Below are 26,701 nucleotides of genomic sequence, written 5' to 3'. Positions count from 1 at the left end.
AGGTACGCCCCCGATCGAGGAGGACCCATGCCCGAGACCCCTGACGACATCCCCACCCCCGCCGAAGGCAAGAGCCTCCCCCTCCTCGGCGCCTGCGGCTGCGGCTCCGGCTGTGGTTGCGGGTGCCAGTCGGGGTCGCCGTGCCAGTGCGGGGGCTGCTCCGGCTGAGTACCCGCCCCCGCGAGGTGGGTGAGCACTCACTCACCTCGCGCGGGTGTCCCCCGCCGCGAGCAACTCCGCCGTGTACCCGAACCCCGCCTCCGGCGCGGGCCGCCCGCGCCTACGACGGGCGTGACCGGGGTCACCGCTCCCCCGTGCCGCCGCCCCCGGACCCCGCGCGAAAATGGGTGGTACGCCCATCGAGCCACGATCGGGGGAGCCGGAGCGGAGCCGTCCATGCCACACATCACCGTCGACTACACGGAACGGCTGGACGACACCCTCTTCGACCGGCACGCCTTCGCGAAGGAACTCGACCCGCTCGTCGTCACGGAATCGCACTCCGCCGGGGTCGGCAAGATCTTCTTCCGCCCCGCGCCGCTCACCTTCGTCTCCGGCGAGGAGCACCCGTACGTGCACGTCACGGTCGCGCTCCTGCCGAACCGCTCGCCCGCGCAGAAGGCACGCCTGTCGGACGCGGTGCTCGCGCTCCTCGGGCGGTACGTGGCGGGCGGGCCGCACGTCGTGACGTCCGTCGAGGTGCGCGACCTGCCGGACTCGTACCGCCTACGAGGCTGAGCCGACGCGCCGCCATTTCACGTTCCGCCAGTTCCCGTCGTCCCCCACCTCGCCCTCCCGCACGAGCAGTTCCTGCCGCCCGTCGTCGGCCTCCACCGCCCGTTCCGCGAGGACGGGGCTGCCGCCGATCCGCCGCCACGGCGCGGAGCCGAGGCCGTGCGCCGAGCCGCCGCGCAGCACGGTGAGCGTGTCGGTCTCCAGCCAGCGGTCGGGCGCGGCGCGGACGGCGAGGTCGTCGCAGCCGTCGCCGTCGAGATCGGCGGTGAGCACGCCGAGCCCGAAGCCGCCGCGCCGGGCGCCGCCCTCCAGGACGACGGGGTGGGCGCGGTCCTTCCCGTACACGACGAGGACCCGCCCGCGCCGGTCCGCGACGGGGGTCTCGCCGTCGTCGTCGGGCACGCCGCTGTCGCCGATCGCGAGGTCCGGGAGGCCGTCCCCGTCGTAGTCGCCCACCGCGAGGGCGTCGCCCGGGGGCAGGGTGCGCGCCGCGCCGAAGCCGCCGCCGCGCTTGCCGGGGAGGAGGTACGGGGTGCCGTGCGCGCCGGGCTCGTACTCGACGAGGTCGTCCACGCCGTCCCCGGTCGCCTCGGCGGCGAAGAGGGTCAGGCCGGAGGCGAAGGCCGGGGCGGCGTGGTCGGGGCTGCGGCGCACCTCCGTACGGGCCGGGCGGCCCTCGCGCGTGAAGGGGCCGTGGAGGACGACGAGCCGCGCGTGATCGCCGTCGACGCGGAGCGAGGCGAGGTCCGGGTGACCGTCGCCGTCGAAGTCGCCGGTGACGGGAGGGTGTTCGATGTCGGCGTCCGGCGCGTAGGGGAAGCGGAGGCGGGTGGGGGCGGCGGCGTGCGGGCCGCCCCAGTGGACGGCGGGGAGCGCGCCGGTCACGATGTCGGCGGCGCCGTCCCCGTCGAGATCGGCGACGGCGGGAACGCCCGTCGCGGAGCCGCCGACCGGCTCCCGCTGCCCGTGCAGCCCGAAGTCCTCCTGCGCGAGGTGCGCGGTACGGGCGCCGCCCCCGTACCGCACGGCGATCCGCCCCGTGTCGATCCCGGTCCGCTCGTCCCCGTCCGTCTCCAGGACGACATCCCCCCGCCCGTCCCCGTCGACATCGGGCTCCCGCTGCGGCTGTCTGGCCTCCGCGCGGCACGCGCTCCCGTCGACGGGCCGGGCGATCCCGTCATTGGCGGAGGCGGTGCCGACGGCGCCGAGCACGACAACACCGGTGAGAGCGAGAGCGATCCGGGAACGTTCCATGCCTCCACCTCAACATGAGCCCGGGCGCGGAGGGGCATCGGTAGCGAGGCTGTTGCCGGACCGGGACGGGCCTACCAGGTGAGGGCGAGGTCCGGGGTGGACTGCCAGTAGGTGACGAAGGCGGAGTCGTCGACGTGGGTGGGCTTCGGGAGGGCGAGCGTGGCGGGGTCGCCGACGGCCTGGAGCTTGCGGTTGGCGAGCCAGGAGCTGAGGTGGTGGACCGTCCGGCCGCGCGGGCCCCCGGGGCTGGACAGGCCGATCGCCGCGTAGGCGGAATCGCCGGGCTCCAGCGTGACGACGGCCTGCGGGACGCTGTCCTGGAGGATGCCGGTCACCGCCGGTTCGTCGTCGAAGACGACGGTGGGGGCGCCGTAGGCGTAGCAGGGGCGCTTGCCGTCGTTGGTGAGGGTGAGGAGGAGGTGGTTGACGGGCCGCCTGACCCTGTCGACGGCGAGGGAGGTGGCGGCGGTGGAGCACGCCTTGACGGCGGGGGGCTCGGGGACGGGGGCCGCCTGCGCGGCGGGGGCGGCGAGGAGGGCGGCGGAGGCGACGAGGACGGCGAGGGGGGCGAGACGGCGGCGCATGGGACTCCTAGCGTCACAAGAGGTGCGTACGGGACATCACTCCCCGCTCCGGACCCCTACGAATGTCACGAACCATCAACAAACGCCCAGCCGTCATGACTCCGCACGACAACCCCGTCCCGCACGGCATCGAAAAGCCGCACGGCGAACACCTCGGCCACCCGCTCCCGCACCTCTTCGGCCGTCAGCCACACCACCTCGCTGCTCTCCTCCGACACCCGCAGGGCACCCCCCCACCGGCCGGCACCGGAACACGAGCGCGACGATCCCCCTGGCCAGGTTCTTGTACACCCCGCTGAGCCCCCCGACCTCCACCTCGACCCCGGTCTCCTCCCCCACCTCCCGCCGCGCCCCCGCCTCTGGCGTCTCCGCCAACTCCAGCACCACACCCGGCAGTTCCCACGCCCCGCTATCGGCCCGCCGCATCACGAGAAACCGCCCCTCGGAGTCGATGACGGCCCCGGCGACGGAGACGGAGTGGCGGGGCGTCGACCCGGCGCGGGGCGTGGTGGTACCGCTCATGCCGGGAGCGTAGAAGAGAGGCAGGCGCGGCAGGCGCTTCCGCGCCGAATTCCCCGAACGCCCCCGCTCGCGAACGCGAGGCACAAGGCTCTTGGCATGCCGAAGCTAAGGAGTGAGGAGAAATGGGTGCAGGCCTACTTGCGGGCCAGTCTTCCCGGGGTGGACGTGTGTCAGTACGACGACGGCAGTCGGCCTGGGATGCACGACTTCAACCTGTACCGAAACGGTCATCGCTTCGCCGCCCTTGAGGTGACGACCGCCATGCACGCAGCCGCCCACGAGCAGTGGCAACGCACGCCCCGGGGAAACACGTGGACGGACAGCAGGCTCTTGGGCGAATGGACCGTGCGCCTGGCCTCCAACGCGCGCGTCAAGTCGCTCAAAGCCCGGCTACCGGCTGTGCTTGCCGCGTTGGAGGCCGCTGATGTGAGCGACTTCAACGGTTCCTGGGGCCCCGGCGACGAGTGGCTCGATCAGGCGGAGAGCTTGGGCATCGACACCGCGCATCGTTCTCCTCGTACCGTCACCCCGGGGGCCATCCATTGCCTCCCGGCTCTCGATCCGGAGCAAGCGGGAGGCTGGGTCGCCGAGACCGGCGACGGCTTCGCCCACTGGGTCGGCCAGTGGCTGCGCGAGCCGTCGCGGGCGGACAACCTCAGCAAGCTGCGCCGATCGGGCGCGCGGGAAAGACACCTCTTCGTACTGATCCCGATGCTTACTTCCGCGCCGTTCACCGCCTTCGACCCCTTGCTGCGCTCCCCCAGCCCCCTTCCCACTGTGCCCCCCGACCTACCCACCGAGGTCTCGCACGTCTGGGGCATCTGCACTCACGGCGACGGGGACGCCTTTCACTGGTCGCCCAGTCGGGGATGGACCGGTTTCCCCAAGCCTTGGCGGGCTGAGCCCCAGCCGTAGGGAGAGGTGGCGGGGGCGGGAGGGCTAGATCGTGATCGGTAGCGCGCGGGCTCTGGTGCGGGCCTCGGCGCGGAGGGTTTTGAGGCGGGGGTGGAACGGGTTGTGGGTGTTCTGGTCGAGGTTGAGGGGGAGGTCCAGGGCCGTGATGAGCCGGGACTCCAGCTCCCAGGGCGCGGCGCTCTCCGCCCAGCACACCCGCGCGTGCGCGGCCATCCACGCGGTCAGCTCCGCCTCGCCCGTCCTGCCGAAAGTCAGCCGCTTGCCGCTGCCCACGCGGCGGAGTTCGATGCCGAGGAGGCAGCCGAGGCTGAGGCGGAGCGTGGAACCGTAGGCGTTGCCCCGGTAGTGGTAGCCGATCCGGGTGCGAAGGCTCTGGCGGCTCGTGCGGTTCGTCATGTGCCGGGGCGCGATGCCCACGTAGAGGAGGCGGCCCGCCGGAAGATCCGGGTGCGGCGGGGCGGTGAAGTGCCAGCCGTAGACGCCGGGGGCCGCGGGAACGGGGCCCGGACGGCTCCGTACCTCCTGCGCCGTCCACAGACGGGCGGGTTCGGTGAGTGCGGGGAAGTCCATGGCGCGCCTCCGGGTGCGAGCGGATGCCGGGAGACTACGCGCGGGATACGACAACGGTGCCGTCCCCGGACCGGGGACGGCACCGTGCGGGGCGCTTACTTGCGGCCCTGGTTCTTCACCGCTTCGATGCTGGCCTTCGCCGCCTCCGGGTCGAGGTACGTGCCGCCCTTCTTCACCGGCTGGAAGTCGGCGTCGAGGTCGTAGGCGAGGGGGATGCCCGTGGGGATGTTCAGGGCCGCGATGTCCTGGTCCGAGATCTGGTCGAGGTGCTTGACCAGGGCGCGGAGGCTGTTGCCGTGGGCCGCGACGAGGACCGTGTGGCCGGCCTGGAGGTCGGGGACGATCGCGTCGTACCAGTACGGGAGCATGCGGACGACGACGTCCTTCAGGCACTCCGTGTCGGGGCGGGCGTCCGAGGGGATCGTCCGGTAGCGCGCGTCGTTCGCCTGCGAGTACTCGGCGTCGGCCGCGAGCGGGGGCGGCGGGACGTCGTAGGAGCGGCGCCACTGCTGGAACTGCTCCTCGCCGAACTCGGCGAGCGTCTGCGCCTTGTCCTTGCCCTGGAGCGCGCCGTAGTGCCGCTCGTTCAGGCGCCAGGAGCGGCGGACGGGGATCCAGTGGCGCTCGGCGGCCTCCAGGCCGATCTGCGCGGTGCGGATCGCGCGCTTCAGGAGCGAGGTGTGGACCACGTCGGGCAGCAGCCCGGAGTCCTTCAGCAGCTCACCACCGCGCAGGGCCTCCTTCTCGCCCTTCTCGGTCAGGTTGACGTCCACCCACCCGGTGAACTGGTTCGTCGCGTTCCACTCGCTCTCGCCGTGGCGGAGGAGGATCAGCTTGTACGGTGCGTCGGCCATGGCCCCGAGCGTAATCCACGGGTACCGGCCGCGCCGCGCCTGCCCGGAGCCTGGAACGGCCCGCTCGTACGGGCGCCCGGCGGCTCTTCCGTACGGGCGCCGGGCGGCTCTTCCGTACGGCCGCGTGCGGCTCTTCCGTACGGGCGACGCGGGGCCTTCCGGTGCGGTGCGGACGATTGACGGGCGGCGTCAATCCAGTGGCTCCGCGCTCACCCCGCTCCGTAAGGTGTCGATGGCTGTTCGGCCGCTTACCGCAGCACCGTTCCCTGGGGGTCCCATGTCGTCCGTCGCGCGGGTGCGCAACGCCCTGCACGAGAGCGTGTCGGGGCTCCCGCGCGCCTTCTGGTGGCTGTGGACGAGCACGCTGATCAACCGGCTCGGCGGCTTCGTCTACACCTTCATGGCGATCTACCTGACCGTCGAGCGCGGCTACTCCGCCTCGTACGCGGGTCTCGTCGCGGCCCTCTTCGGGCTCGGCGGCGTCCTCGCCTCGCTCGTCGGCGGGGTGCTCACCGACCGCTGGGGGCGGCGGCCCACGATGTTCACGGCGCAGGCGGCGACGGCCGTCGCGGTCGCGGTGCTCGGCTTCGTCACGCACCCGGTCGCGATCGCGGCCGTCGCGGCCGTCGTCGGCTTCGTCAACAACGCGGCGCGCCCCGCCGTGCAGGCGATGCTCGCCGACCTCGTACCGCCCGAGGACCGCGTGCGCGCCTTCGCCCTGAACTACTGGGCGATCAACCTCGGCTTCGCCGTCTCCTCGGTCCTCGCCGGTTTCGTCGCCGAGTACAGCTACCTCGCCGGTTTCCTCGGCGACGCCATCCTCACGATGGCCTGCGCGATCGTCGTCTTCCTCAAGCTCCCCGAGACGCGGCCCGAGCGGCCGGGGAAGGGGCCGCGCGAGGACGAGGTGGGCCTGCGAACGGTCGCGCGGGACGGGCGGTTCATGGCCGTCGTCGGGCTGTCGTTCCTCGTCGCGCTCGTCTTCCAGGAAGCCTCGGTCGGACTGCCCATCACGATGGGGCAGGCCGGTTTCTCGCCCGCCGACTACGGCAGCGCGATCGCGCTCAACGGCGTCCTCATCGTCGTCCTCCAGATCCCGCTGACCCGTTTCATCCAGCACCGCTCCCCCGGGCGGCTGCTCGTCCTCTCCTCGCTCCTCGCGGGGTACGGGCTCGGGCTCACCGCCTTCGCGGACTCGATGGGCGTGCTCCTCATGACGATCACGGTGTGGACGCTCGCCGAGATGGTCAACGCGCCGACGCAGACGGGCCTCGTCGTGCAGCTCTCGCCGGTCCGGGGGCGCGGGCGCTACCAGGGCGTGTACGGGCTCTCGTGGTCGGCCGCCGCGCTGGTCGCCCCGCTCATGGCGGGGGCGATGATCGACCACCTGGGGGCCGGGTGGCTGTGGGGGTCCTGCGCGGTGCTGGGGACGGTGGCGGGGGCGGGGTACGGGGTGGTCCTGCGGACGACGAAGAAGGCGGGTGATCAGGGCCCGGCCTCGCGGGACTCCGCCCCGGTCCCCGCTCCGCTCACTCCCCCGGCCCTCGGCCCGGAGGCAGGCCCGGAGGGGCTGGACATCCAGGCGCCCGCCCCGGGCACCGGGCGTCCGGCCCCCGACGTCACTACTTCGTGAAGTACAGGTACTTCCACGGGCTGTACGCCGTGCTGTTCACGTTGTCGCCCGAGCTGTTGTTGACGTACGCGGCGCGGACGCGGGCCTTGACGCCGGTCTCGCCGGGGTTGCCGAGGTTGACGAGCGACTTCCCGTTCGTGGCGAGCTTGAAGTACTCGCTCGCGCCGTCGTACCACTTGCCGTGGTAGTAGATCTCCAGGTCGAGCCGCTGCTTGCGGCCCTTGTAGTAGTTCATCGTCGTCGTCGTGTGCGCGTCCTTGTTCTTGTGGAAGTACGCGTACGTGTGCGAGCCGATCCTGCCGGTCCTGTACTGGTTCGACAGGCTCAGCGAGACCTTCGCCTTCGCGTAGGCCGTGACCTTGACCGACGTGGCCGCGTAGCGCGAGTCGCCGGTGAACTTCGCGGTGAGCGTCGTGTCACGGGTCATGTCGACCGTCGCGGTCAGGTCGCCCTTGGAGTTGACCTTGGCCTTCTTGACGAGCTTGTCGGGCTTGTCGCCGCCGTACGGGTCGGCCCACAGCTCGACGGTGCGGTTCTTGTACGTGGAGCCGAGGTGGGCGGTGAACTTCACGTCCGCCCCGTACCCGTAGACCTTCTTGTTGTTGTCGAGCTTGAGCGTCGGCGTGGCGCGCGAGACCTCGACGCTCCTGGAGGCGCCTGCCGCCGGGTGGTCGGCGTCGCCCGCGTACGAGATCTTGTACGTGACCTTGCCGCCGGCCGGCGGGGTGTCCGTGAAGCTGAACGCGCCGCCGGTGCCGAGGGACTTGGCGCTCAGCGTCTTGCCGCTGGGGGACTCCAGGTCCGTGCGGACGACCTTGAGCGGGGTGCCCTTGGGAAGGGCGAGGGCGGACTTCACCGTGCCCTTGATGGTGAGGGACTTGGCGCGGGTCGCCTTGGCGGGGGCGGAGGCGGTGAGGGTGGTGGGGTACGTGCGGGGTGCGGTGAGGGTGCGGACGTAGGTGCCCCTGTCGTCCTCGGCGAGGACGTAGAGCTTGCCGCCGTCGGCGGACCAGTCGATCGTGTGATCGCCGAAGGGGTCGGAACGGTCGCTGATGTCGCGCGTGACCGGCGGGCGGGAGGAGATCCTGGAGTAGACGAAGACATCGTCGCCGTTGCTCGTGTAGGCCGTCGTCGCGGCCACGGTGCCGTCCGGCGCGACCGCGACCGAGCGCGCGTACTCGGGCGCGCTGAGGGTCCGCGTCACGGAGAGGCCGGGGAGCCGGTATGCGACGACGTGGCCGCGGCCCGTGACGGCGGCGAGGGTGGCGCCGCCGGGGGCGAGCGAGATCGCCCCGACCCCCTCCGCGAGTTCGGCGGAGGCGCGGAGCACGGGTGCGGTGCCGCTCACGTCGTAGAGGCCGATCTTGCCGTTGCCCGCGACGAGCAGTGTGCCGGGTAGGGCCGGGTCGGCGGCGAGGTTCGCCGTGGTCCAGGTGAGCTCGCCCATGTCGGGCCGTACGGGCACCGGCTGGGTGGCCGTGAGGTCGAAGTAGCCGAGACCGGAGGTGCTGCTGAACCACAGGCGGTCGCCGACGAGCGCGAGCGAGAAGGGCTGGTCGGCGTCGCCGATGGACCAGCGGGCGCGCTGGGTGAGCGTGGCCGTGTCGTAGACGGTCACGGTGTGCGCGATCGGGTCGGAGACGTAGAGCGCGCTCTCGTCGGGGCTCAGGATCATGTCACCGGGGGAGCCGGCGGCCTTGAACTGCTTGACCTGCTTCCCCTCGAAGGTGGTGACGAGCACGCTCCCCGTGGAGGTCATGAAGAGGTGGCGGTGGGTGTCGTCGACGATCAGGTTCGCCATGTTGTACGAGGGCAGCCTGAACTCGGAGTCGGCCGAGGCGGCCGGAGCGGCCGTCAGGGCCGCCGAGGTGAGAAGGGCCGCGAGCGCGGTGGCCGCGGCGGGAGTGCGGGTACGCACGGTGGTTTTCGAACCCCCCGGAACGAAGTGAGTGGCCCGTCGTGGGAACGCGGTCCGCGCCGCACGGAATGGTGCGGGGACTGTGGGGTTCCTGTAACGGTGAGCGGATCTTAAGCCATGCGCGGGCATCCCGCGCGGGGATACCGCTCAGGCTGCGCGCCGGAACAGCCCCGCCCACAGGAACTCCGCGCCGAAGAGGCCCTCGTCCGGGCCCGGGACCCGCATCGGGCGCAGCTCCACGCAGGTCAGCGAGGCGGGGGCGGTCGCGAAGATCTCGCGGAGCGCGTCGGCGGGGTAGGCGAGGCCGCCGTGCAGGGAGCCCGCGAACTCGCCCCGGTAGAAGGCCGCGTCGGGGAGTTCGGAGCCTGAGTCGGGGTGGCCGCTCGCGAAGCACGTGAGGGTGAGGAGGCCGCCGGGCCGCAGGACGCGGGCGAGGAGGGCGAGGTGGCTCAGGCGGCGGTGCGGGGGGAGGTGGTGGAAGCAGCCGCCGTCGTGGACGAGGTCGTACGGGCCGCTCAGGGCGGGCAGCGTGAAGGCGTCGCCGTGGTGGAGGCGGACCGTGGCGGGGACGCGGGTACGGGCCGTGGCGAGGGCGGTCGCGGAGAGGTCGACGGCGTCCACCTCCCAGCCGTGCGCCGCGAGACGGGCGGCGTTGCGGCCCGTACCGCAGCCGAGGTCGAGGGCGCGGCCCGGGGTGCCGAGGCGACCGGTCGCGAGGTGCGCGGCGAGGTGTTCGTCGGGACCGGCGTCGCGGAAGGGGATCGCGCGGTCCGCGTCGCCGTAGAAGGAGTCCCACCAGGCCGAACCGTCCTCGCTCCAGCGGTCGGCGGAGGCCGCGAAGAGGCCGTCGAGGAGGGTGAGGACATCTTCGGTGGTACGGATGTGGCGCAGCACGGCGGAGCCCTTCGGGAGGGGGCGCGGGGGGTGCCGTGAGCCTAGGCGGGCGGAAGGTTTCGCGCGCGGGGAGCGGGGTGAGGGGGCGCCGCGCGCGGGCGTACGTCGTCGTGTCCCGTACGAGCACGGGGGCGGCGACCCGACGGTGCGGAGGCGAGGTCAACTCGTGCGGGGGTGGGCGCGGTTGGCCCGTACGGGGCCTTTCAGCGGGGCCCCTCGGCCCCTTCTTCGGGGCCCCGGCCCCTCCCCTCCCCCGTCAGCCGTCCGAACGCCTCCAGGTTCCGCGTCGATTCGCCGCGCGAGACGCGCCACGCGTACTCCTTGCGGATCGCGTCGGCGAAGCCGAGTTCGAGGAGCGTGTTGAAGCTGCCGTCCGCCGCTTCGAGGACCGAGCCGAGGAGGCGGTCGAGTTCGGCGGGGGTCACGGCGGCGAGCGGGAGGCGGCCGGTGAGGTAGATGTCGCCGAGGCGGTCGATCGCGTAACTCACGCCGTAGAGCTTGAGGTTGTGCTCCAGGAGCCAGCGGTGCACGGCGGGCTCGTTGGCGTCGGGGTGGCGGACGACGAAGGCTTGCAGGGAGAGGGTGTGCTTGCCGATCAGGAGCGAGAGCGTCGTCGAGAGCTTGCGGGTGCCGGGGAGCTTGACCACGTAGGTGCCCGGCTCGGGGCTCTCCCACTCCAGTTCCGTGTCCTTCAGGAAGGCGGTCAGGACGGCGTCGGGGCTTTCCTCAGCGGTCATGGTGCTCGTTCCTCCCAGGTCAGACGTGCTGCGAGCGTACGCGACGCCTGCGTTCCTGCACGGCGGCGGCGTACACCTCGGCCGTCGCCGAGGCCGCCGTGTCCCAGCCGAACGAGAGCGCGTGCCGCGCCGCCGCCTCGCCCATGCGGGCGGTCAGCTCGGGGGCGTCCACGAAGCGGGCGAGGCGGGCCGCGTAGTCGGCGGGGTCGTGGCCCCGTACGAGGAAACCGGTCACCCCGTCCCGTACCGCCACCGGGAGCCCGCCCACCGAGGCGGCGATCACCGGGGTGCCCGCCGCCTGCGCCTCGATCGCGACGAGCCCGAAGGACTCGCTGTACGAGGGCATGACGAGGACGGAGGCGGCGCGGAACCAGTCGGCGAGCTGCTCCTGCCCGACGGGGGGCTGAAAACGTACGACGTCGCTGATGCCGAGCCGCGCGGCCAGCTTCTGGAGCCGCTCGGGCTTCGCGAGGCCGCTGCCCGAGGGGCCGCCGACGACGGGGACGAGGAGGTGGCGGCGCAGGTGCGGGCGCTCGGCGAGGAGGTGGGCGACGGCACGGAGGAGGATGTCGGGGGCCTTGAGCGGCTGGATGCGCCCGGCGAAGAGCGGGATGAGGGCGTCCTGCGGGAGGCCGAGGCGGGCGCGGGCCGCCGCGCGGCCGTCGTGGGGACAGAAGCGGTCGAGGTTGACGCCGGGGTGCACGACGGCGATGCGCGCGGGGTCGGCCGCGTAGTGGTGGACGAGTTCCTCGGCCTCCTCCTCGGTGTTCGCGATGAGGCGGTCGGCGGCCTCGACGACCTGCGTCTCGCCGATGACGCGCGCGGCGGGCTCGGGGGTGTCGCCCTCGGCGAGCGCGGCGTTCTTGACCTTGGCCATCGTGTGCATGGCGTGCACGAGCGGGACGCCCCAGCGCTCGGCCGCGAGCCAGCCCACGTGCCCGGAGAGCCAGTAGTGCGAGTGCACGAGGTCGTAGTAGCCGGGACGGTGCCCGGCCCAGGCGCGCATGACGCCGTGCGTGAAGGCACACAACTGCGCGGGCAGGTCCTCCTTGTTGAGCCCCTCGTACGGACCCGCGTCGACGTGCCGCACGAGGACGCCGGGCGTCAGCTCGACGCACGGGTCGAGGCCGCCCTCGGTGGCGCGCGTGAAGATCTCCACCTCGACGTCGTGCGCGGCGAGGCGGCGGGCCAGCTCGACGATGTAGACGTTCATGCCGCCCGCGTCGCCCGTCCCCGGCTGGTGCAGGGGCGAGGTGTGCACGCTGAGCATGGCGACGCGGCGCGGGGCCCGGCGACCGGGACCCGGCAGGCGCAGGCGGCCCGCCTGCGCGGCGAGCCGTCCTGTGCCGGTCCGCCCGCCGGGGGCGGTCGGCCGGAGCCCGAGCCTCGACACGTACTGGCTCACGGGGCGGTCCTCCTTGCGGCGTGCGGTCGGCTGCGGGGCTTCGCCGTACGTCCTCGTGCGCGCGCGACGTCTTCGTCCGCGTGACGCGTGGTACGGCGCGGGGCGGGCTCCCCACGCCGTAGGGGGCCGCCTCGCGGGCCCACGCCCCGTCCGGCTCGCGCGTCCCACGCGATACGGGCGGAGTACGGCCCTCAAGCGGGAACACCGGAGGCCCGGCGTCCATTTCCGCCCGGGCGACAGCGGCCGTTTCTTTACCCAACCCTGACCGTCCGGTGATCAACCCTGACCGCCGGTGACCACGCGGGCACCTTTGCCCGCTCCCGTACCTCGCCGCTCCCCGTACGCTCGTACCCATGAACCCGCGCCCGTCCCCCGCCCGTCCGGTGGGAACGGTGACGCGCGGGACGACGAACCCCAACCGGCTGCGGCGCATGGACCGCTGGATCGCGCGCACGCACGGCCCCGCGCTGCGCCGCGCCGCGTCCCCCGCCGCGGTCGACCTCGGCTACGGGGCCGCGCCGTGGACGGCGGTCGAGCTGCTGGGGCGGCTGCGCGCGACGGCGCCCGGGGTGCGGGTGTACGGGGTCGAGATCGAGCCCGCGCGCGTGGCGGCGGCGGCCCCGTACCGGCGCGAGGGGCTCGACTTCCTGCACGGCGGCTTCGAGGTGCCGCTGCCGGGAGGCGCCCGGCCCCTGCTGATCCGGGCGGCGAACGTGCTGCGGCAGTACGACGAGGACGAGGTCGCCGGGGTCTGGGAGCGGCTGTGCGCGCGGCTCGCGCCCGGCGGGCTGCTCGTCGAGGGGACGTGCGACGAGATCGGGCGGCGGCACGTGTGGATCGCCCTCGGCCCCGAGGGCCCGCGCACGGTCACCTTCGCGGCCCGCCTCGCGAGCCTGGACCGCCCCTCCGACCTCGCCGAACGCCTCCCGAAGGCGCTCATCCACCGCAACGTCCCGGGCGAGCCGGTCCACGCCTTCCTGCGCGACGCCGACCGCGCCTGGGCGACGGCGGCCCCGTACGCGGCGTACGGCGCGCGGCAGCGCTGGGCGGAGACGGCGCGCGCACTGCGGGCGGCGGGGTGGCCGCTGGTGGGGCGTGAGGAGCTGTGGCGGGAGGGGGAAGTGACGGTGGAGTGGGGGGCGGTGGCGCCGAGGGCGTGAGGGACTTCGGGGGCGCCGAAGGGGTGAGGGGCTTCGGGGTGGGTGAGTGCTCACGCACTGGAGGTGCGCACCCGTCCCGCAGGGAGATTCCCGCACCCCTGGGGGGTGCGGGAACAATGCGGTCCGCTTGTTCGTCCGAGAGTTCGAGAGGCCCGTGCGGGGGGAAGTGAGGGGTGGGGCGGGGGGATTCACAGCAAACCGGCGCTCCGCGCCTCTGTCGCCACGCGGGGGCGGCATGGCACCATCCGGGTGGGTTACCTGCGGTAAGGGACCTTTGACGGCCGGATGCACGGACAGGCGGGGCTGAGGAATCGGGGGGCGGGGACGTTGAACCGTGACGTGAGCGCGGGGCGGGACCGGGTGCGGGACGAGATTCCGGCCGGGTCCGCGGGGACGAGAGCCGACGCGCCGCGCCCCCGGAGGGGAGGCCGCAGGCTGCTGCTCAGCGCGCTCGCCGTCGTCTGCGCCGCGCTCGCCTTCTCCGCCCCCGGCTCCGCCTTCGCGGCCCCGCTCCCCGAGCCCGGCTCCCCGGGCGTCACGAGCAAGTCCCCCGGCAAGGAGCTCAGCAACGCCGAACTGGAGGCCGTACGGACCCGTATCGACGACCTCTACGCCGAGGCGGGCAGGGCCACCGACGCGTACAACGCCGCCGAGGAGAAGCGCTCCGCGCAGTCCGACAAGGTCGAGGCGCTCACCGCCCAGGTCGTCCGGGGCGAACAACGTCTCGCCGACCTCCGCGACCGCCTCGCCGCCGCCGCGATCGCCCAGTACCGCGACCAGGGCGGCGGCCTCTCCGTGCAGCAGCGCCTCCTCCTCAGCGACGACCCGGACGACTTCCTCCGCGCCGCCGAACTCGCCAAGGAGGGCAACAAGGGCAGCGCCATCCTCCTCGACCAGGTCCGCGACACCCAGCGCGAACTGACGCGCGACAAGAAGAACGCGACCGCCTCGCTCCACCGCCTCGAAAAGGCCGAGAAGGACAAGGACACGGCGCGCGCGGAGGTCCGCAAGGAGATCAAGGCCGCCAAGCTCCTCGAATCCCGGCTGGAGGAGAAGGAGCGGCAGCGGCTGCTCGCCCTGGAGAAGGCGGAGGCCGAGCGCGCGCAGGCCCGCCTCCTCGACACGGGCGTCCTGCCCGACGCGGGCGCGGGCGCGGGTGCGGGTGCGGGTGCGGGTGCGGGGAAGAACGTCGCCACGGGTACGGGCGCGAGCGAACAGGGCGCGAAGGCCGTCGCCTTCGCCTCGGCCCAGCTCGGCAAGCCCTACGTGTGGGCCGCCGAGGGCCCCGACTCCTTCGACTGCTCGGGGCTCACCTCGCAGGCGTGGGCGGCGGCGGGCCGCATCATCCCGCGCACCTCGCAGGAGCAGTGGCGGCAGCTCCAGCACGTACCGCTCAGCCAGATCCGCCCCGGCGACCTGGTCATCTACCACTCCGACGCGAGCCACGTCGGCATCTACATCGGCAAGGGCGACATCATCCACGCCCCCCGCCCCGGCCGCTCCGTCACCGTCGCGGGCGTCGGCTCCATGCAGATCCTGGGCGCGGTCCGCCCGGACCCGGAGGCGGCGGCCACGACACAGCCCCAGGACGAGAAGAAGACCGGGAAGGGCGAGGAGAAGAGCGCGAAAACGGGGGCGAAGAAGGGCGCGGAGAAGGGCACGGACAGGGGCGCGGACAAGGCGGGCAAGGGCGCGGACAAGAACGCCGCGCGCGACTCCGCCCGCGATGCGCGGCACGGCACGAAGCGCGACGCCCCCGACCCCGCGAAGGACGGCGCCGACAAGGCCAGCAAGGCGGACAAAAGCCCCGTGAAGGGCTGATCCCGCCCCGCGTGACCCAGGCCACGCACTCCCGCCGGTTGCACCCTCCCGGCGTGACCTTCGTCATTCCGCGCCCGGTCGGCTCGTCCGCAAATGGCCTGCTGGGGGCGGCATATGACGCTGTTCCGCGCCCGCCCGGCATTCCGTTCGCGGCGTGCCGACCGCTAGGGTCCCCGTCGGTGGGGCGCCGTTCGGCGTCCCGTCGCGGCCTCGGAGGGAGGCGGAGGAAGCTGATGCCCGTACCCGGGAACGGAAACCGGCCAGGACCGGTCCAGGCGCCGTCGTCCACGGCTCCCCGCACGCACCCCGCCCCGGTCACCCTGGGTGACCACCCCCGCGCGGGGCTCTACGGCGCCGGGCTGCTCGCCCACGGCACGGGCCTCGCCGTCACCCCCGTACCGCCGAGCGGGGACACCCCGCCCGAGCCGGGCGAGGGCGAGGGCCCCGGAAAACCGGACCCGCGCCACGGGGCCGCACCGGACATCACACCGTCCGCGACCCCCGCCACGGGCGCGGGCCACCTCACGCTGCTCCTCGTCGAGAACGACCCGTCGGGCGCGCTCAGCATCCCCGAGATGCTCGACGCCTCCGGCAAGCCCATCCGCGTGCGCACCGCGCGCAACCTCACCGAGGCCGCGCGGCTCCTCACCGACGACGTGCACTGCGTGCTGCTCGACCTGAACCTCCCGGCGGCGGACGACGACGACCGGCTCGCGGTCCTGCGCCGCCTCCTCGACCTCGCCCCGCACCACGCCGTCCTCGCCCTCACCGCGTCCGAGGACGTCGAGGGCGGTGCGGAGGCGGTCCGCGTCGGGGCGCAGGACTTCCTCGTGCGCGACGAACTCGACGGCCGCGTCCTGAGCCGCGCCGTCCGCTACGCCGTCGAGCGCAAGCGCGCCGACACCGCGCAGCGCCAGCTCGCCGAGGGCCGCCTGCGCGCCCAGGAGAACGCCCGCCTGGAACGCGGCCTGCTCCCCACCCCGCTCCTCGAAGGCGCCCCGCTCCGCTTCGCCGCGCACTACCGCCCGGGGCGTTCGCGCGCGCTGCTCGGCGGTGACTTCTACGACACCGTGCGCACCCCGGACGGCACCGTGCACGCGATGATCGGCGACGTGAGCGGGCACGGCCCGGACGAGGCGGCGCTCGGCGTCGAGCTGCGCATCGCGTGGCGCGCGCTGACGCTCGCCGGGCTCAGCGGCGACCGGCTCCTCGCGACGCTCCAGGAGGTCCTGGAGCACGAGCGCGAGGACGAGGAGACCTTCGCGACGCTCTGCACCGTGGACATCGCGCCGGACGGCCGCAGCGCCGCGATGTGCCTGGCCGGGCACCCGGCCCCGGTCGTGCGGCGCGGCGGCGGGCGCGCCGAACTGCTGCCGCAGGAGCCCTGCGGGCCCGCGCTCGGCCTGCTCCCGCGCGGGCGCTGGCCGCGCACGCAGGTCGGCCTCGGCCCGGAGTGGTCGCTCATGCTCTACACGGACGGCCTCATCGAGGGGCGGATCGGCGCGGGCAGCCTGCGCCTGGGCCAGGAGGGCATGCTCGCGCTCGTCCGCGAGCACCAGGGCGCGGGACTGCGCGGCGCGGAACTCCTGGAGTCCACGGTGCACGCGGCCCGCGACCTCAACGGCGGCGAACTCACCGACGACGTCGCGGCGATCCTGCTCGCGCGCTGACCCCGCGCGCTGACCCCGCGCGCTGACCCCGCGCGGCTGCCCGGCGGGGCTCGGCCCGGTCAGGTTCACCCCGGTGGGGCTCAGTGCGGCGAGGCTCACCCCGGTGGGGCTCAGCGACCGCCGTTGTACGGCCCGTACGGACCGTCGCTGCTCGACCCGCCGCGCCGCCGGCCGCCGCCGGTGACCTGCTTGAGCGCGGGGCGCACGTCCACGACGTAGACGATCGCGGCGATGAGGCCGATGATCGACAGGAACGACATGGGGCCGACGCCGAAGATGAGCGCGACCGCGAGCGCGAGCCCGAGGACGATCGCCCAGAACGGCTTCGTCTTCTTGTCGGCCGCGCGGAACGCGTCCTCGCGGCGGAAGAGGCTGTCGAAGAACGCGAAGGCGCAGAAGAGAGTCAGCGCCAGGGACAGCAGGGACAGGAAGTTGCCGAAGCCCTGCATCAACACGATGGCCACCGCCCGGTTCGTTCGGTCGTTCTTACGTACGTGTCCGCCTGCCCGCCGCGACCGGCCGGTACGGCGTGTGACTGTCCACCGTACCGGCTGGCACCGACAGGGCACCCGTGCGCGAAGGGACGCGCCCGCGGGGCGCGCCCCCGGCTACTCCTGAGCGCCGCCCGCGCTCCCCTTCGTGTCGCGCTGCGCGTCGCGCTCCGCGGGGGTCGTGGCCGGGGTCTCCTCGGCGCTCTTCCTGGCGGGCGGTGTGGCGGACGGCTTCCTGGCCGCGGGCTTCCGCGCGGCGGGCTTCGCGGCGGGCCGGGCGGCACGGCGGGGCGCGGCCTTGCGCGGGGCGGGGGACTCCCCGGCCGGGGCGGGCGCGGCCTCCGGGGCTTCGGCGACGGCCTCGGGCGCGGGCTCCGTCGTGGCAACGGGCATGTCGGGCACCGGCTTCGTCGTGACGACGGGCTCGTCCGCCACCGGCTTCGTCACGACCACCGGCTCGACCCGCTCGACGGGCTCCACGCGCTCGACCGGCTCATCGGGCTCCGGGTCGACGGCGACGCGCGGGGCGCCGGGCGCGGGGGCCTCGTCGGCGTCCCCGGACCGCATCCCGGACCGCGTCCCGGTCCCCGTACCGCCCTCGTACCCGTACCCGTCCGCCTCCTCGCCGCGCCAGCCGCGTACCGCCTCCTCGCCGCGCTCGGCGACCTTCTCGTACGTCTCCCGCGCGCGCACCGCGTACTCGGCGGCGAGCCCGAAGCCGCGCAGCGCGAAGCCCTGCGCGCTCTCCTGGAGCCGCTTCAGCTCCGCGTCGCGGCTCTCGCGCGAGGAGAAGGCGGTGACGACCTCGGTGACGGCGGCGCGCGCGACGGCCTGCGCCTCGCGGGCGCGGGCGACGGCGCGGTCCTGGATCTCCTTGGGGTCGCTCTCGCGCACCGCCTGGATGCGGGCGGGCGCCTCGGCGCGGAGCTGGTCGAGGATCGCGGGCAGCCGCAGCGCCCGCTCGACGGCCAGCTCGGCGGTACCGGCGGCGAAGTAGAGGGGGGTCGGGTCGGTGAGGGTCTTGCGCAGATCGTCGGTGATGGCCATGGCGTGGTCCTCCCGGAACACGAGTGAGGGTGAGTGCCTGGCAGTACGGGTGCGGGTCAGTCGTCTTCCACGGGAATGCCGTTCTCCCTGCGGAAGGAGTCGTAGATCTGGAGCAGTACTTCCTTCTGGCGTGCCGTCAGCGTGGGGTCGGCGAGCAGGACGGCCCGGGTCTCGGCCTCGGCCCGTTCCCGCTCGTCGAGGATTCCCGCCTGCACGTAGAGCGTCTCGGCGGAGATCCGCAGGGCCTTGGCGAGCTGCTGGAGGATCTCGGCGCTGGGCTTGCGCAGCCCGCGCTCGATCTGGCTGAGATACGGATTCGACACCCCGGCCGCGTCGGCGAGCTGCCGCAGCGACAACCGCGCCGCCCGCCGCTGCTCCCGCAGGAACTCCCCCAGTCCCCCCACATCAAGCGAAACCATGCCGTCGATGCTGCCCCACCTTGCTAACTATTGCAAGCGCCCTGCTAGCGGCGGCTAGCGGCCGCGAACGGCACAGGCCGGCAGGAGCGCGCCCCGCGCCCGGAGCCGTCGCGAGGGTGGTCTCGCCGTCCGCCGGTTCCTCGCTCCGCGACCGGAGAGGCGCGTGGCAGAGTGGAGCGATGAAGACCATCGGGTTGATCGGCGGCATGAGCTGGGAGTCGACGGCCGAGTACTACCGGCTGCTCAACGAGGGGGTCCGGGAGCGGCTGGGCGGCCTCCACTCCGCCAAGTGCGTCCTCTACTCCGTCGACTTCGCCGAGATCGAGCGGCTGCAGGTCGCCGGGCTCTGGGAAGATGCCGGCCAGGTGCTCGCCGACGCCGCCCGGTCGCTCCGGGCCGCTGGTGCCGACCTGCTGCTGATCTGCACCAACACGATGCACAAGGTGGCCGGTCAAGTGGAGGCGGCGGTGGATGTTCCGCTGCTGCATCTCGCCGACGCGACAGCGTCCGCGGTGCGGACCGCGGGGCTGCGCCGGGTGGGGCTGCTGGGTACCGCGTTCACCATGGAGCAGGACTTCTATCGCGACCGCGTGGCAGGGCACGGCCTGGAGGTGCTGGTGCCCGGCGCGGACGACCGGGCCCTGGTCCACCGAGTGATCTACGAAGAGCTCTGCCTCGGCATCATCCGCGAGGAGTCCCGCGCGGCCTACGGCGAGGTGATCGGCCGGCTCGTGGCCGCCGGCGCGGAGGGCGTCATTCTCGGCTGCACCGAGATCGAGCTCCTCGTCAGCGCGGAGCACAGTCCGGTTCCCGTCTTCCCCACCACCCGCCTCCACGCCGCGGCCGCCGTCACCGAGGCGTTCGCACACGGACGCTGATCCCGGGCCGCCCTCATCCGGCCGCGCCCGGCCACCCGGGCCCGCCCGAAAGCCACCGGCCGGCCGGACGATGCCGGGCGATGCCGGGCGATGCCGGGCGATGCCGGGCGATGCCGGGCGACGACAGCAGTCCCCGCAGCGCACGGGCCCCGGGCGCCGGAGGGACAGGCGGACGCACGCGCCCGAGACGGGGCGCCCGCGCCACCGGAGCGCCTTGTGAGGCGGGCGCGATGAAAGGCGGCTCCGCACCCTCCCGGCCGTGCGGGCGGACGTGCTGCGGCGTCTCGCGCGCCTTCCCCGGGAGGTGGCCTCGCGGTACTGACACGTGGCATTCCGTCCCGGCCGGTTCTCCACCCGTTGATCCGGGGGTACTGACCCCCGGCATGCCGAAAGGAACACGTATGACCAGCCGCTTCACCGAACTCGCCGTCGACTGCGTCGATCCGCGCGCGCTCGCGCGGTTCTGGTGCGCGGTGCTCGGCTACGAGGTGTACGAGGACGAGGACGGCGACTTCGTGTCGATCGGGGCGCCGGGGACGGGCGCGGCCCGGGCCGGGGACGCGCCCCCGTCGCTCGCGTTCGCGCGGGTTCCCGAGGGCAAGGCGGTCAAGAACCGGCTGCACATCGACGTCAATCCGAGCGATCGTGAGCAGGCCGCCGAGGTCGAGCGGCTGCTCGCGCTCGGGGCGCGGCACGTGGACGTGGGGCAGGGGGACGACGTGTCCTGGGTGACCCTCGCCGACATCGAGGGCAACGAGTTCTGCGTGCTCGCCCGCCGCGTGGAGTGAACCCGGCGGGGCTCAGCCCTTCCCCTTCTCCCGCTTCTTCCGCACGATGCAGAAGGGGTGGCCCGCCGGGTCCGTGAGGACGCGGGCGTGGTCGGGGTCGTGCGGCTGGTGGCCGGGTACGGCGGCGCCGAGGGCGAGGAGGCGGCCTCGGCCGTGCCCAGGTGCTCGTCGACCTCGTAGCAGAGGTGCACGTGCTGCGGGACGTCCTGGCCCGGCCGGCGCGGCCGGTAGTCCTCGACGGCCTGGAAGCCGAGGACGAAGCCGTCCGGGCCGGTGAGCGCCCCGCACCCCGCGCCCGATCCGGGGTGCGGGGCGAGCCCCGTCGCCTCCCGTAGAAGGCCGCGAGCGCGAGCGGGTCGGCGCAGTCGAGGGGTGACGGCGACGGGACGCAGGTACGGGGGCACGGGGCGGTTCCTCGGTCGGCGGGGCCCCCGCACGGTACGGAGCGGGGCCGGGACGGCACGGACGCGGGCACCGGACCGTACGTACGGACGCAGGCCCCACGCCGTACGAGAAGGCCGCCCCGCCGCATACCGGCCCCGCGGGCCGACCCCGCGGGCCGACCCCGCACCGTACTGACGCGCGCCCGGGTGGCGGCGTGTCAGGTGGCTGCGGGCTCGTCCGGGCCGTCAGGGTGTGGGACGAATCCCATGAAAGGGGCGCAAGGTGCCTGAAATCACCAGCCCGTACACGACCGGCACGCCGTGCTGGGTCGACCTGATGGCGAAGAACCAGCAGAACGCGATCGACTTCTACAGCGACCTGCTCGGCTGGCAGGGGCGGCCGGGCCCCGTCGACTCCGGCGGCTACGCGATCTGCGAGCTGCTCGGAAAGCCCGTGGCCGGTATCGGCGCGGCTCCCGCGGACCAGCCGGAGATGCCGAACGTCTGGACCACGTACTTCGCGGCGACCGACGCCCCGGCGATGCAGGACACGATCGTCGGCGCGGGCGGCTCGCTCGTCGCGCCGGTCATGGACGTCGGCGACCTCGGCCGGATGCTCGTCGCGGCCGACCCGCAGGGCGCGGTCTTCGGCGTCTGGCAGGCGGGCGAGTTCGCCGGGGCGCGGCTCGTCAACGAGGCGGGCGCTCTCATCTGGAACGAGCTGCACACGGCCGACGTGCCCACCGCCGCCGCCTTCTACGGCGAGGCGTTCGGCATGAACTTCGAGCCGGTGGAGGGCGTCGAGGCGTACTGGGAGATCAAGGTCGCGGGCAAGACGGTGGGCGGCGCGACGCAGCTCAGGAACGACCCGCCCGGCACCCCGGCGCACTGGCTGACGTACTTCGCCGTCGACGACGTCGACTCCACGGCGGACGCGCTCATCCGCCGCGACGGCACGGTGCTCGCGCCGCCCTTCGACATGGTGGCGGGCCGCATGACGGTCGTCGCCGACCCGGAGGGCGCGCAGTTCGCCCTCATCAAGCCGCCGTCGCGGTAACGGGGCGGGGGGTGCGGGGTGGCTCCGCGAGGTGAGTGCGCACTCACCTCGCCGGGGCTCGTTCAGTACGGGGTCCGCACCCCGAAGGCGCGGCGCAGCCGCTCCATGTCCGCCACGTCGTGGGGCCTCGGTTCGTAGCCGGTGTGGAAGAAGACCTGCTGCGCCGCCGAGAGGCACGGCACCGCCGCCTCCGCGATCGTGCCCTCCACGAAGCAGTCCGCCGGGTACGGGAAGGGGCGGCCGGGCTCGAAGGACTCCTGCCACGCCGAGCCGTCCGCCGCGAAGGCGAGCGGGTGCAGGTCGGCCGCGCGGCCGTCGGGGGCGGTCATGACGTGCCGTACGGGCCGCTGGTCCTCCGTCTCGGCGAAGCCGTCCGCCGCGAGCGCGGCCACGACCGCCGCCTCGTCCTCGCGGCGGTAGGCGAGGTCCACGTCCTGGTGCTCGCGGGTCTGCTCCCCGAGCAGCGCGTCGATCCCCCACCCTCCTTCGACCCACACGTCGGCACCGGCGCGGCGCAGGAGGGCGAGCAGGGCGAGTACGTCGTCCGCGGTCATCACGCGAGGAGGGTAGGCGCGGGCGCGCGGGCGCGGCGAGCGAATTCCGTACGGGGCGCGGAGAAAGCGGCCGAGGGCGGCGCGGCGCCGTTCCCGTTTCCGTCCCCGTCCCCGGGGTGACCCGCCCCCGTCACCGCGCCCGCTTCACCTCCGCCGACACCTCCCACGCGTCCGCCACCGGCCCCAGGTGCCGGAGCTTGTCCGGGTTGAGGACGAGGCGGATCGTCTGGACGCTGCCCTCCGCGATGTCCAGGACGAGCGTCTGGAGGATCTTGCCCGTGCGATCCCGGAAGACCGCGCCCGGCTGCCCGTTGACCGGGCACGGCTCGTACGTGATGCCCGCGCGGGCCATGCGCGGGAAGACGGCGGCGAGGAGGCGGGCGACCTTGTCGGGGCCCGCGACCGTACGGGCCAGTTGCGGCGTCTTGCCGCCCCCGTCGCCCACCACCGTCACGTCGGCGGCGAGGAGCGTGCGCAGGCCGTCCATCTCGCCCTCGCGCAGCGCGTCGAAGAAGCGGGCGGCCAGTTCCTCGCGCTCCGCCCGGTCCGCCGCGAAGCGGGGCCGCCCCTCGCGCATGTGCCGCCGGGCCCGTGCCGCCAATTGGCGGCACGCGTCCTCCGAGCGGCCGACCGCGCCCGCGACCTCCGCGTAGCCGAAGTCGAAGACCTCGCGGAGCACGAACACGGCGCGTTCGAGCGGGCTCAGGCGCTCCAGGAGGAGCAGGGCGGCCATCGAGACGGAGTCGGCGAGTTCGGCGGTGCGCTCGGGGTCCTCGTAGGGGTCGGCGAGGAGCGGTTCGGGGAGCCAGGGGCCCACGTACGTCTCGCGGCGGACCCGCGCCGAGCGCAGCACGTCGATGGCGACGCGCGTGACGACGGCGGCGAGGTACGCGCGCGGCGCGCGCGGTTCCGTCTCGACGGCCTCGTACCGCAGCCACGTCTCCTGCACGGCGTCCTCGGCCTCGGCGACCCCGCCGAGAATCCGGTACGCGACGGAGAGGAGCAGCGGGCGCCAGCGCTCGAACTCGGCTGTGCGATTGGTCATTTCATCCCCCGGTGATCAGAAGCGGTACGGGCCGAAGCGGCCCCAGGCGAGCAGCGCGGCGAGCGCGAGGTAGGCGAAGTTCAGTGCCACGAGGGCGAATTCACCCCGCCTGCCGTGCGTGAGCATCGCACCCAGCATGAGCGCGACCCAGCACGCGGCCGTCACGGGCACGAGTACGGGCGCGATCCCCAGCAACACGGGTAGCAACAGGCCGAGCGCGGCGGCGAGTTCGAGCAGCCCGAGGGTACGGACGAACCCGTCGCCCGCATGGGCGGTCCAGCCGCCGCCCCGCACGGCGGCGAGGTGCTCGCGGGCCACGAAGGTCTTGCTGATCCCGCCCGTCAGTGCCACCAGCGCGAGCAGCGCGGCAGCGGTCCACAGCACGGCGTCCACGGCGTCCTCTCCCCTCCGGGTCGTTCGCCCGGGGTACGCCACAGGGACGAGACGGGGGGCGCGGCTGTGACACGCGGGGAGGGGTGTCGTCCGGGACGGGGACGTGGGGGCTCCGCCTCGCGAGGGAGCGTGCGGGCTCGGGGGGGGCGGGCGGGTACGTACGGGCTCGGCCCGGCGCGCGACGAGGCGGGCGGGCTCAGCCCGGCGCGCGCAGAGGCGGGACCGCTCAGCCCGGTGCGCAGGGGCGGGCCCGCTCAGCCCAGCGCGCAGAGGCGGAACCGCTCAGCCCAGCGCGCGCAGGGGCGGGCGGCCTCGTCCCAGCCGCCCGGCCGCGCGTTCCGTCGCCTCGTCCGCCGGCAGGAGCACGAGGAGGAACTGTTCGTCCGGGGACGGGAGTTCGAGGCGTTCGCGGTGCCAGCGCAGCGGGCCCTCGTCCGGGTGGACGAGGTGGAGCGGGTCGCGGGGCGGGGGCAGGTGGCGGCGGGCGCGGCGGGTGAACTCGGGGCCCGCCTCCGCCGCCAGGGCGCTGGTGAACCAGGCCGACGCGCTCGCGGAGGGGCCGAGGCCGGCGTCGAAGGCGAGTTCGTCGGCGAGCTGTTCCCAGTCGGGGAAGACGGTGCGGGCGCGCGGGTCGGTGAAGACGTACCGGGTCACATTCGGTGCGGGCGCGTCGAGGAGTCCGCTCGGGCCGAGGAGCGCGGCGAGGCCGGGCGTGTGGGCGAGGACGTCGCCGAGCCGGTTGGTGACGTACGCCGGTGCGGGGGCGAGGAGCCGGAGCGTGGCGAGGACCGTGGGCCGGACCTCGCGCGAGGGCGGGGCCGGACGCGCGCCGCCCGGACAGTGCGCGGTGGTGAGCTTCGCGAGGCGCCGCAGGTGCGCGCGCTCGCCGGGGTCCAGACTCAGCCCGTCCGCCAGGGCGTTGACGACGGCAGGGGACGGATTGCGGTCCCTGCCCTGCTCGATGCGGGTCAGGTACTCGACGCTGATGCCCGCGCGTCCCGCCAGGTCGATGCGGCGCAGCCCCGGCGCGCGCCCGCGCGGCTGCGCCGCGAGACCGAGGGACTCGGGACGGATGCTGTCGCGCTTGGCCCGGACGAAGTCACCCAGTGGCGTGCCCATACGGCCACTGTAGGCAACGGCGGCCGGGCGGGGGCAGGGCCTTGGGTGGCCCTGCGGGGACCAGCCCCGATGGCCCTGCTGTGGCTGGCCCCGGCCCGGTCTCCCCCCGCGCACCGGATCGGACGATCCTGGCTGCCATGACACAGACACCGGACCACGCCTCCGCCCGCCCTCCCGTCCTCCCGGTCCTCACCGTCCTCGTCGCGAGCGTCCGCGAGGGCCGTTTCGGTCCCGTGGTGGCCTCGTGGTTCGCCGAACAGGCCCGTACGCACGGGGTGTTCGACGTACGGGTCGTGGACCTCGCGGACATCGAGCTGCCCCTCACGCTCCCCGCCTCCTCGCCCAAGTACGCGGGCGACGCCTACCCGCGCCCGGCCGGGATGGCCCCGCTGACGCGCGCGCTGGCCGAGGCGGACGCCTTCGCCTTCGTCACGCCCGAGTACAACCACAGCTTCCCGGCGTCCCTCAAGGCCGCGATCGACTGGCACTTCACGCAGTGGGCGGCGAAGCCCGTCGCCTTCGTGAGCTACGGCGGTGCGGCGGGCGGCGCCCACGCGGCCCTCCACCTGGAGAACGTCCTGACCGAACTCCACGCGGTCCCGCTCCGCGACCGGCTCGCCTTCGCGCGCTACCTCACCGCCTGGGAGGACGGCCTCCCCCTCGACCCCGCGGCGGGACCGCTCGCGAAGGACCTCCTGGACCGGCTGGGCTGGTGGGCACGGACCCTGCGGGCAGGACGGGAGACGGAGCCGTACCCGGGGTGAGGGGGTGGCGGGGGGACCGCGTGGCGCGCGGCGGACGAGGCAGGAGCCGAACCGGAACCAGCACATCCCGGGGAACCCGACGCGTCCGGGCCCGAACCCGGGACGGCGGGGGTGACCGCCCGGCGCGCGGCGGACGACTCAGGAGCCAACCGGAACCAGCACGTCCCGGGGAACCCGACGCGTCCGAGCCCGAACCCGGGACGGCGGTGGTGACCGCCCGGTGCGCGGCGGACGAGGCGGGACCCGCGTGGAAACCCGACGCGTCCCGGGGAACCCGACACCTCCCCGGCCCGAACCCGGCGACCGCTGACGGGCCTCGGCCGCGCGGGTCGCTGTCAGCGGTACGTGCGAGGGTGCCCCGCATGACCGACGAGGCCCGCCCGGCCGCCCGCGCCCGCCTCCCCGCCGACGCTCCGCATGCCGCCCGCGCCCGCCTTCCCGTCGATGCCGACCGCGCCGCCCTCGCCCGCCTCCCCCTCGACGCCCAACTCGTCGCCCTGCGCGAGATCCTGGCGCGCAACGAGATTCTCGGCGAGGTCGTGCGGCGAGCCGCCGGGCTCGGGCTGCCCGGCTGGTACGTGACGGCGGGGTGCGTCTTCCAGACGGTGTGGAACGTCGTCACCGGCCGCCCGCCCACGCGGGGAATCCGGGACTACGACCTCTTCTACCACGACGCCTCCGACCTCTCCTGGGACGCCGAGGACGCCGTGATCAGGCGTGGCCGCGAGGTCTTCGCGGGGCTCCCGGCCGAGGTCGAGATACGCAACGAGGCGCGCGTCCACCTCTGGTACGAGGCGAAGTTCGGCGTGCCGTGCGCCCCGTACCCGTCGAGCGAGGCGGCGATCGACTCCTTCGCGGCGACGACGTGCTGCGTGGGCGTGCGGGCCGGGGAGGGCGAAGGCCCGTGGCGCGTGTACGCGCCGCACGGTCTCGCGGACGTCTTCGGCCTCGTACTGCGCCCGAACCCGGTGCTCGCCCCTCGGGAGGTGTACGAGGCGAAGGCGGCCCGGTGGCGCGAGGTCTGGCCCGAGCTGCGGGTGCTGGAGTGGGGCGGGGGTGGAGCGCTCGACGGGTGAGGGCGCGCCCGGAAG

The 26,701-nt window shown here is 74.1% G+C and carries 27 protein-coding genes and 2 pseudogenes; 12 read left to right on the top strand and 17 right to left on the bottom strand.

Annotation, left to right across the window (positions count from 1 at the left end; all coding sequences use genetic code 11):
- Positions 1 to 27 precede the first annotated feature (27 nt).
- Together STTU_RS34960 and STTU_RS17550 are read left to right on the top strand one after the other, a co-directional pair.
- Complete coding sequence (locus tag STTU_RS34960) at positions 28 to 168, top strand: hypothetical protein (protein ID WP_164990876.1); 141 nt, start codon at positions 28 to 30, stop codon at positions 166 to 168.
- A gap of 228 nt (positions 169 to 396) precedes the next feature.
- Positions 397 to 738: a 5-carboxymethyl-2-hydroxymuconate Delta-isomerase gene (locus tag STTU_RS17550; protein WP_043255526.1), complete on the top strand. Its 342-nt coding sequence runs from the start codon at positions 397 to 399 to the stop codon at positions 736 to 738.
- Here the strand turns inward: STTU_RS17550 and STTU_RS17545 are convergent.
- From STTU_RS17545 to STTU_RS17535, 3 genes and pseudogenes are all read right to left on the bottom strand, one after another.
- Positions 727 to 1,989: an FG-GAP and VCBS repeat-containing protein gene (locus STTU_RS17545; protein ID WP_043255524.1), complete on the bottom strand. Its 1,263-nt coding sequence runs from the start codon at positions 1,987 to 1,989 to the stop codon at positions 727 to 729. The two genes, STTU_RS17550 and STTU_RS17545, sit on opposite strands and share 12 nt — an antisense overlap.
- Positions 1,990 to 2,060: 71 nt before the next feature.
- Positions 2,061 to 2,573: a DUF4232 domain-containing protein gene (locus STTU_RS17540; RefSeq protein ID WP_007825240.1), complete on the bottom strand. Its 513-nt coding sequence runs from the start codon at positions 2,571 to 2,573 to the stop codon at positions 2,061 to 2,063.
- 65 nt (positions 2,574 to 2,638) lie between these two features.
- Positions 2,639 to 3,095 (bottom strand): annotated as a pseudogene (locus STTU_RS17535) (NUDIX hydrolase).
- A gap of 126 nt (positions 3,096 to 3,221) precedes the next feature.
- Between STTU_RS17535 and STTU_RS17530 the strand changes: the two are divergent.
- Positions 3,222 to 4,010 carry a hypothetical protein gene (locus STTU_RS17530; RefSeq protein WP_043255523.1) on the top strand — a complete coding sequence of 263 codons (789 nt, stop codon included), beginning with the start codon at positions 3,222 to 3,224 and terminating at the stop codon, positions 4,008 to 4,010.
- Positions 4,011 to 4,034: 24 nt separating this feature from the next.
- Here the strand turns inward: STTU_RS17530 and STTU_RS17525 are convergent, their stop codons facing one another.
- Both STTU_RS17525 and STTU_RS17520 read right to left on the bottom strand, forming a co-directional pair.
- The gene (locus STTU_RS17525) at positions 4,035 to 4,580 is read right to left on the bottom strand and encodes a GIY-YIG nuclease family protein (RefSeq protein ID WP_007825234.1); all 546 of its coding nucleotides are present in this window, start codon (positions 4,578 to 4,580) and stop codon (positions 4,035 to 4,037) included.
- A 95-nt stretch (positions 4,581 to 4,675) separates the two neighbouring features.
- Positions 4,676 to 5,434, bottom strand: a complete 759-nt coding sequence (locus tag STTU_RS17520) for a phosphoglyceromutase (RefSeq protein ID WP_007825233.1) — start codon at positions 5,432 to 5,434, stop codon at positions 4,676 to 4,678.
- A gap of 277 nt (positions 5,435 to 5,711) precedes the next feature.
- On the opposite strand from STTU_RS17520, the gene STTU_RS17515 reads away from it, so the two are divergent.
- Complete coding sequence (locus tag STTU_RS17515) at positions 5,712 to 7,067, top strand: MDR family MFS transporter (RefSeq protein ID WP_007825232.1); 1,356 nt, start codon at positions 5,712 to 5,714, stop codon at positions 7,065 to 7,067.
- On the opposite strand, the gene STTU_RS17510 is transcribed toward STTU_RS17515, so the two are convergent.
- From STTU_RS17510 to mshA, 4 genes are all read right to left on the bottom strand, one after another.
- On the bottom strand, positions 7,057 to 8,985 hold the full coding sequence (locus STTU_RS17510; RefSeq protein WP_043255521.1) for a hypothetical protein: 1,929 nt from the start codon (positions 8,983 to 8,985) through the stop codon (positions 7,057 to 7,059). The genes STTU_RS17515 and STTU_RS17510 overlap by 11 nt on opposite strands.
- Before the next feature lie 147 nt (positions 8,986 to 9,132).
- Positions 9,133 to 9,879, bottom strand: a complete 747-nt coding sequence (locus tag STTU_RS17505) for a class I SAM-dependent methyltransferase (RefSeq protein WP_007825222.1) — start codon at positions 9,877 to 9,879, stop codon at positions 9,133 to 9,135.
- A gap of 203 nt (positions 9,880 to 10,082) precedes the next feature.
- Positions 10,083 to 10,616 carry a YbjN domain-containing protein gene (locus tag STTU_RS17500; RefSeq protein ID WP_007825220.1) on the bottom strand — a complete coding sequence of 178 codons (534 nt, stop codon included), beginning with the start codon at positions 10,614 to 10,616 and terminating at the stop codon, positions 10,083 to 10,085.
- Positions 10,617 to 10,635: 19 nt separating this feature from the next.
- The gene (gene mshA, locus STTU_RS17495; RefSeq protein WP_010267292.1) at positions 10,636 to 12,021 is read right to left on the bottom strand and encodes a D-inositol-3-phosphate glycosyltransferase; all 1,386 of its coding nucleotides are present in this window, start codon (positions 12,019 to 12,021) and stop codon (positions 10,636 to 10,638) included.
- 353 nt (positions 12,022 to 12,374) lie between these two features.
- Here mshA and STTU_RS17490 point away from each other — a divergent pair, with 353 nt between their 5' ends.
- From STTU_RS17490 to STTU_RS17480, 3 genes are all read left to right on the top strand, one after another.
- Complete coding sequence (locus STTU_RS17490) at positions 12,375 to 13,181, top strand: hypothetical protein (protein WP_007825216.1); 807 nt, start codon at positions 12,375 to 12,377, stop codon at positions 13,179 to 13,181.
- 327 nt (positions 13,182 to 13,508) lie between these two features.
- A complete protein-coding gene (locus STTU_RS17485; protein ID WP_043255516.1) occupies positions 13,509 to 15,002 on the top strand; it encodes an NlpC/P60 family protein in 1,494 nt (497 codons plus the stop codon).
- A gap of 233 nt (positions 15,003 to 15,235) precedes the next feature.
- Entirely contained in the window at positions 15,236 to 16,672 is a 1,437-nt protein-coding gene (locus STTU_RS17480; protein ID WP_007825214.1) for a PP2C family protein-serine/threonine phosphatase, read from the top strand.
- A gap of 110 nt (positions 16,673 to 16,782) precedes the next feature.
- Here the strand turns inward: STTU_RS17480 and STTU_RS17475 are convergent, their stop codons facing one another.
- The 3 genes from STTU_RS17475 to STTU_RS17465 form a co-directional block, all read right to left on the bottom strand.
- Entirely contained in the window at positions 16,783 to 17,127 is a 345-nt protein-coding gene (locus tag STTU_RS17475; protein WP_029396735.1) for a DUF2516 family protein, read from the bottom strand.
- A gap of 153 nt (positions 17,128 to 17,280) precedes the next feature.
- Positions 17,281 to 18,210, bottom strand: coding sequence for a hypothetical protein (locus STTU_RS17470; protein ID WP_043255514.1), 930 nt, complete (start codon positions 18,208 to 18,210; stop codon positions 17,281 to 17,283).
- Between the two features lie 56 nt (positions 18,211 to 18,266).
- On the bottom strand, positions 18,267 to 18,629 hold the full coding sequence (locus tag STTU_RS17465; protein WP_007825212.1) for a helix-turn-helix domain-containing protein: 363 nt from the start codon (positions 18,627 to 18,629) through the stop codon (positions 18,267 to 18,269).
- 179 nt (positions 18,630 to 18,808) lie between these two features.
- Between STTU_RS17465 and STTU_RS17460 the strand changes: the two genes are divergently transcribed.
- Both STTU_RS17460 and STTU_RS17455 read left to right on the top strand, forming a co-directional pair.
- Positions 18,809 to 19,507 (top strand): aspartate/glutamate racemase family protein, encoded by a 699-nt coding sequence (locus tag STTU_RS17460; RefSeq protein WP_007825211.1) that lies wholly within the window; start codon positions 18,809 to 18,811, stop codon positions 19,505 to 19,507.
- A 401-nt stretch (positions 19,508 to 19,908) separates the two neighbouring features.
- Positions 19,909 to 20,295, top strand: coding sequence for a VOC family protein (locus STTU_RS17455; RefSeq protein ID WP_043255512.1), 387 nt, complete (start codon positions 19,909 to 19,911; stop codon positions 20,293 to 20,295).
- 12 nt (positions 20,296 to 20,307) lie between these two features.
- On the opposite strand, the pseudogene STTU_RS33205 reads toward STTU_RS17455, so the two are convergent.
- A pseudogene (locus STTU_RS33205) lies at positions 20,308 to 20,699 on the bottom strand (VOC family protein).
- A 262-nt stretch (positions 20,700 to 20,961) separates the two neighbouring features.
- Between STTU_RS33205 and STTU_RS17450 the strand changes: the two are divergent.
- On the top strand, positions 20,962 to 21,735 hold the full coding sequence (locus tag STTU_RS17450) for a VOC family protein (RefSeq protein WP_007825208.1): 774 nt from the start codon (positions 20,962 to 20,964) through the stop codon (positions 21,733 to 21,735).
- Between the two features lie 62 nt (positions 21,736 to 21,797).
- Here STTU_RS17450 and STTU_RS17445 read toward each other — a convergent pair whose 3' ends face one another.
- From STTU_RS17445 to STTU_RS17430, 4 genes are all read right to left on the bottom strand, one after another.
- Positions 21,798 to 22,289 carry a nucleotidyltransferase domain-containing protein gene (locus STTU_RS17445; RefSeq protein ID WP_043255511.1) on the bottom strand — a complete coding sequence of 164 codons (492 nt, stop codon included), beginning with the start codon at positions 22,287 to 22,289 and terminating at the stop codon, positions 21,798 to 21,800.
- A gap of 130 nt (positions 22,290 to 22,419) precedes the next feature.
- Positions 22,420 to 23,334: an RNA polymerase sigma-70 factor gene (locus tag STTU_RS17440; protein ID WP_007825205.1), complete on the bottom strand. Its 915-nt coding sequence runs from the start codon at positions 23,332 to 23,334 to the stop codon at positions 22,420 to 22,422.
- Positions 23,335 to 23,349: 15 nt separating this feature from the next.
- Positions 23,350 to 23,727, bottom strand: coding sequence for a DoxX family protein (locus STTU_RS17435; RefSeq protein ID WP_043255509.1), 378 nt, complete (start codon positions 23,725 to 23,727; stop codon positions 23,350 to 23,352).
- Between the two features lie 282 nt (positions 23,728 to 24,009).
- On the bottom strand, positions 24,010 to 24,846 hold the full coding sequence (locus STTU_RS17430) for a helix-turn-helix domain-containing protein (RefSeq protein ID WP_007825203.1): 837 nt from the start codon (positions 24,844 to 24,846) through the stop codon (positions 24,010 to 24,012).
- A 137-nt stretch (positions 24,847 to 24,983) separates the two neighbouring features.
- Here STTU_RS17430 and STTU_RS17425 point away from each other — a divergent pair, with 137 nt between their 5' ends.
- A complete protein-coding gene (locus tag STTU_RS17425) occupies positions 24,984 to 25,610 on the top strand; it encodes an NADPH-dependent FMN reductase (RefSeq protein ID WP_007825201.1) in 627 nt (208 codons plus the stop codon).
- 362 nt (positions 25,611 to 25,972) lie between these two features.
- Complete coding sequence (locus STTU_RS17420) at positions 25,973 to 26,686, top strand: nucleotidyltransferase family protein (RefSeq protein ID WP_007825200.1); 714 nt, start codon at positions 25,973 to 25,975, stop codon at positions 26,684 to 26,686.
- Positions 26,687 to 26,701: the final 15 nt, after the last annotated feature.

Origin of the sequence: Streptomyces sp. Tu6071 (genome assembly GCF_000213055.1) — a bacterium.
GTDB classification, from domain to species: Bacteria; Actinomycetota; Actinomycetes; order Streptomycetales; family Streptomycetaceae; genus Streptomyces; species Streptomyces evansiae.
Note: the sequence above shows the minus strand (reverse complement) of the source record. Positions and strands in the feature narration are given on the sequence as shown.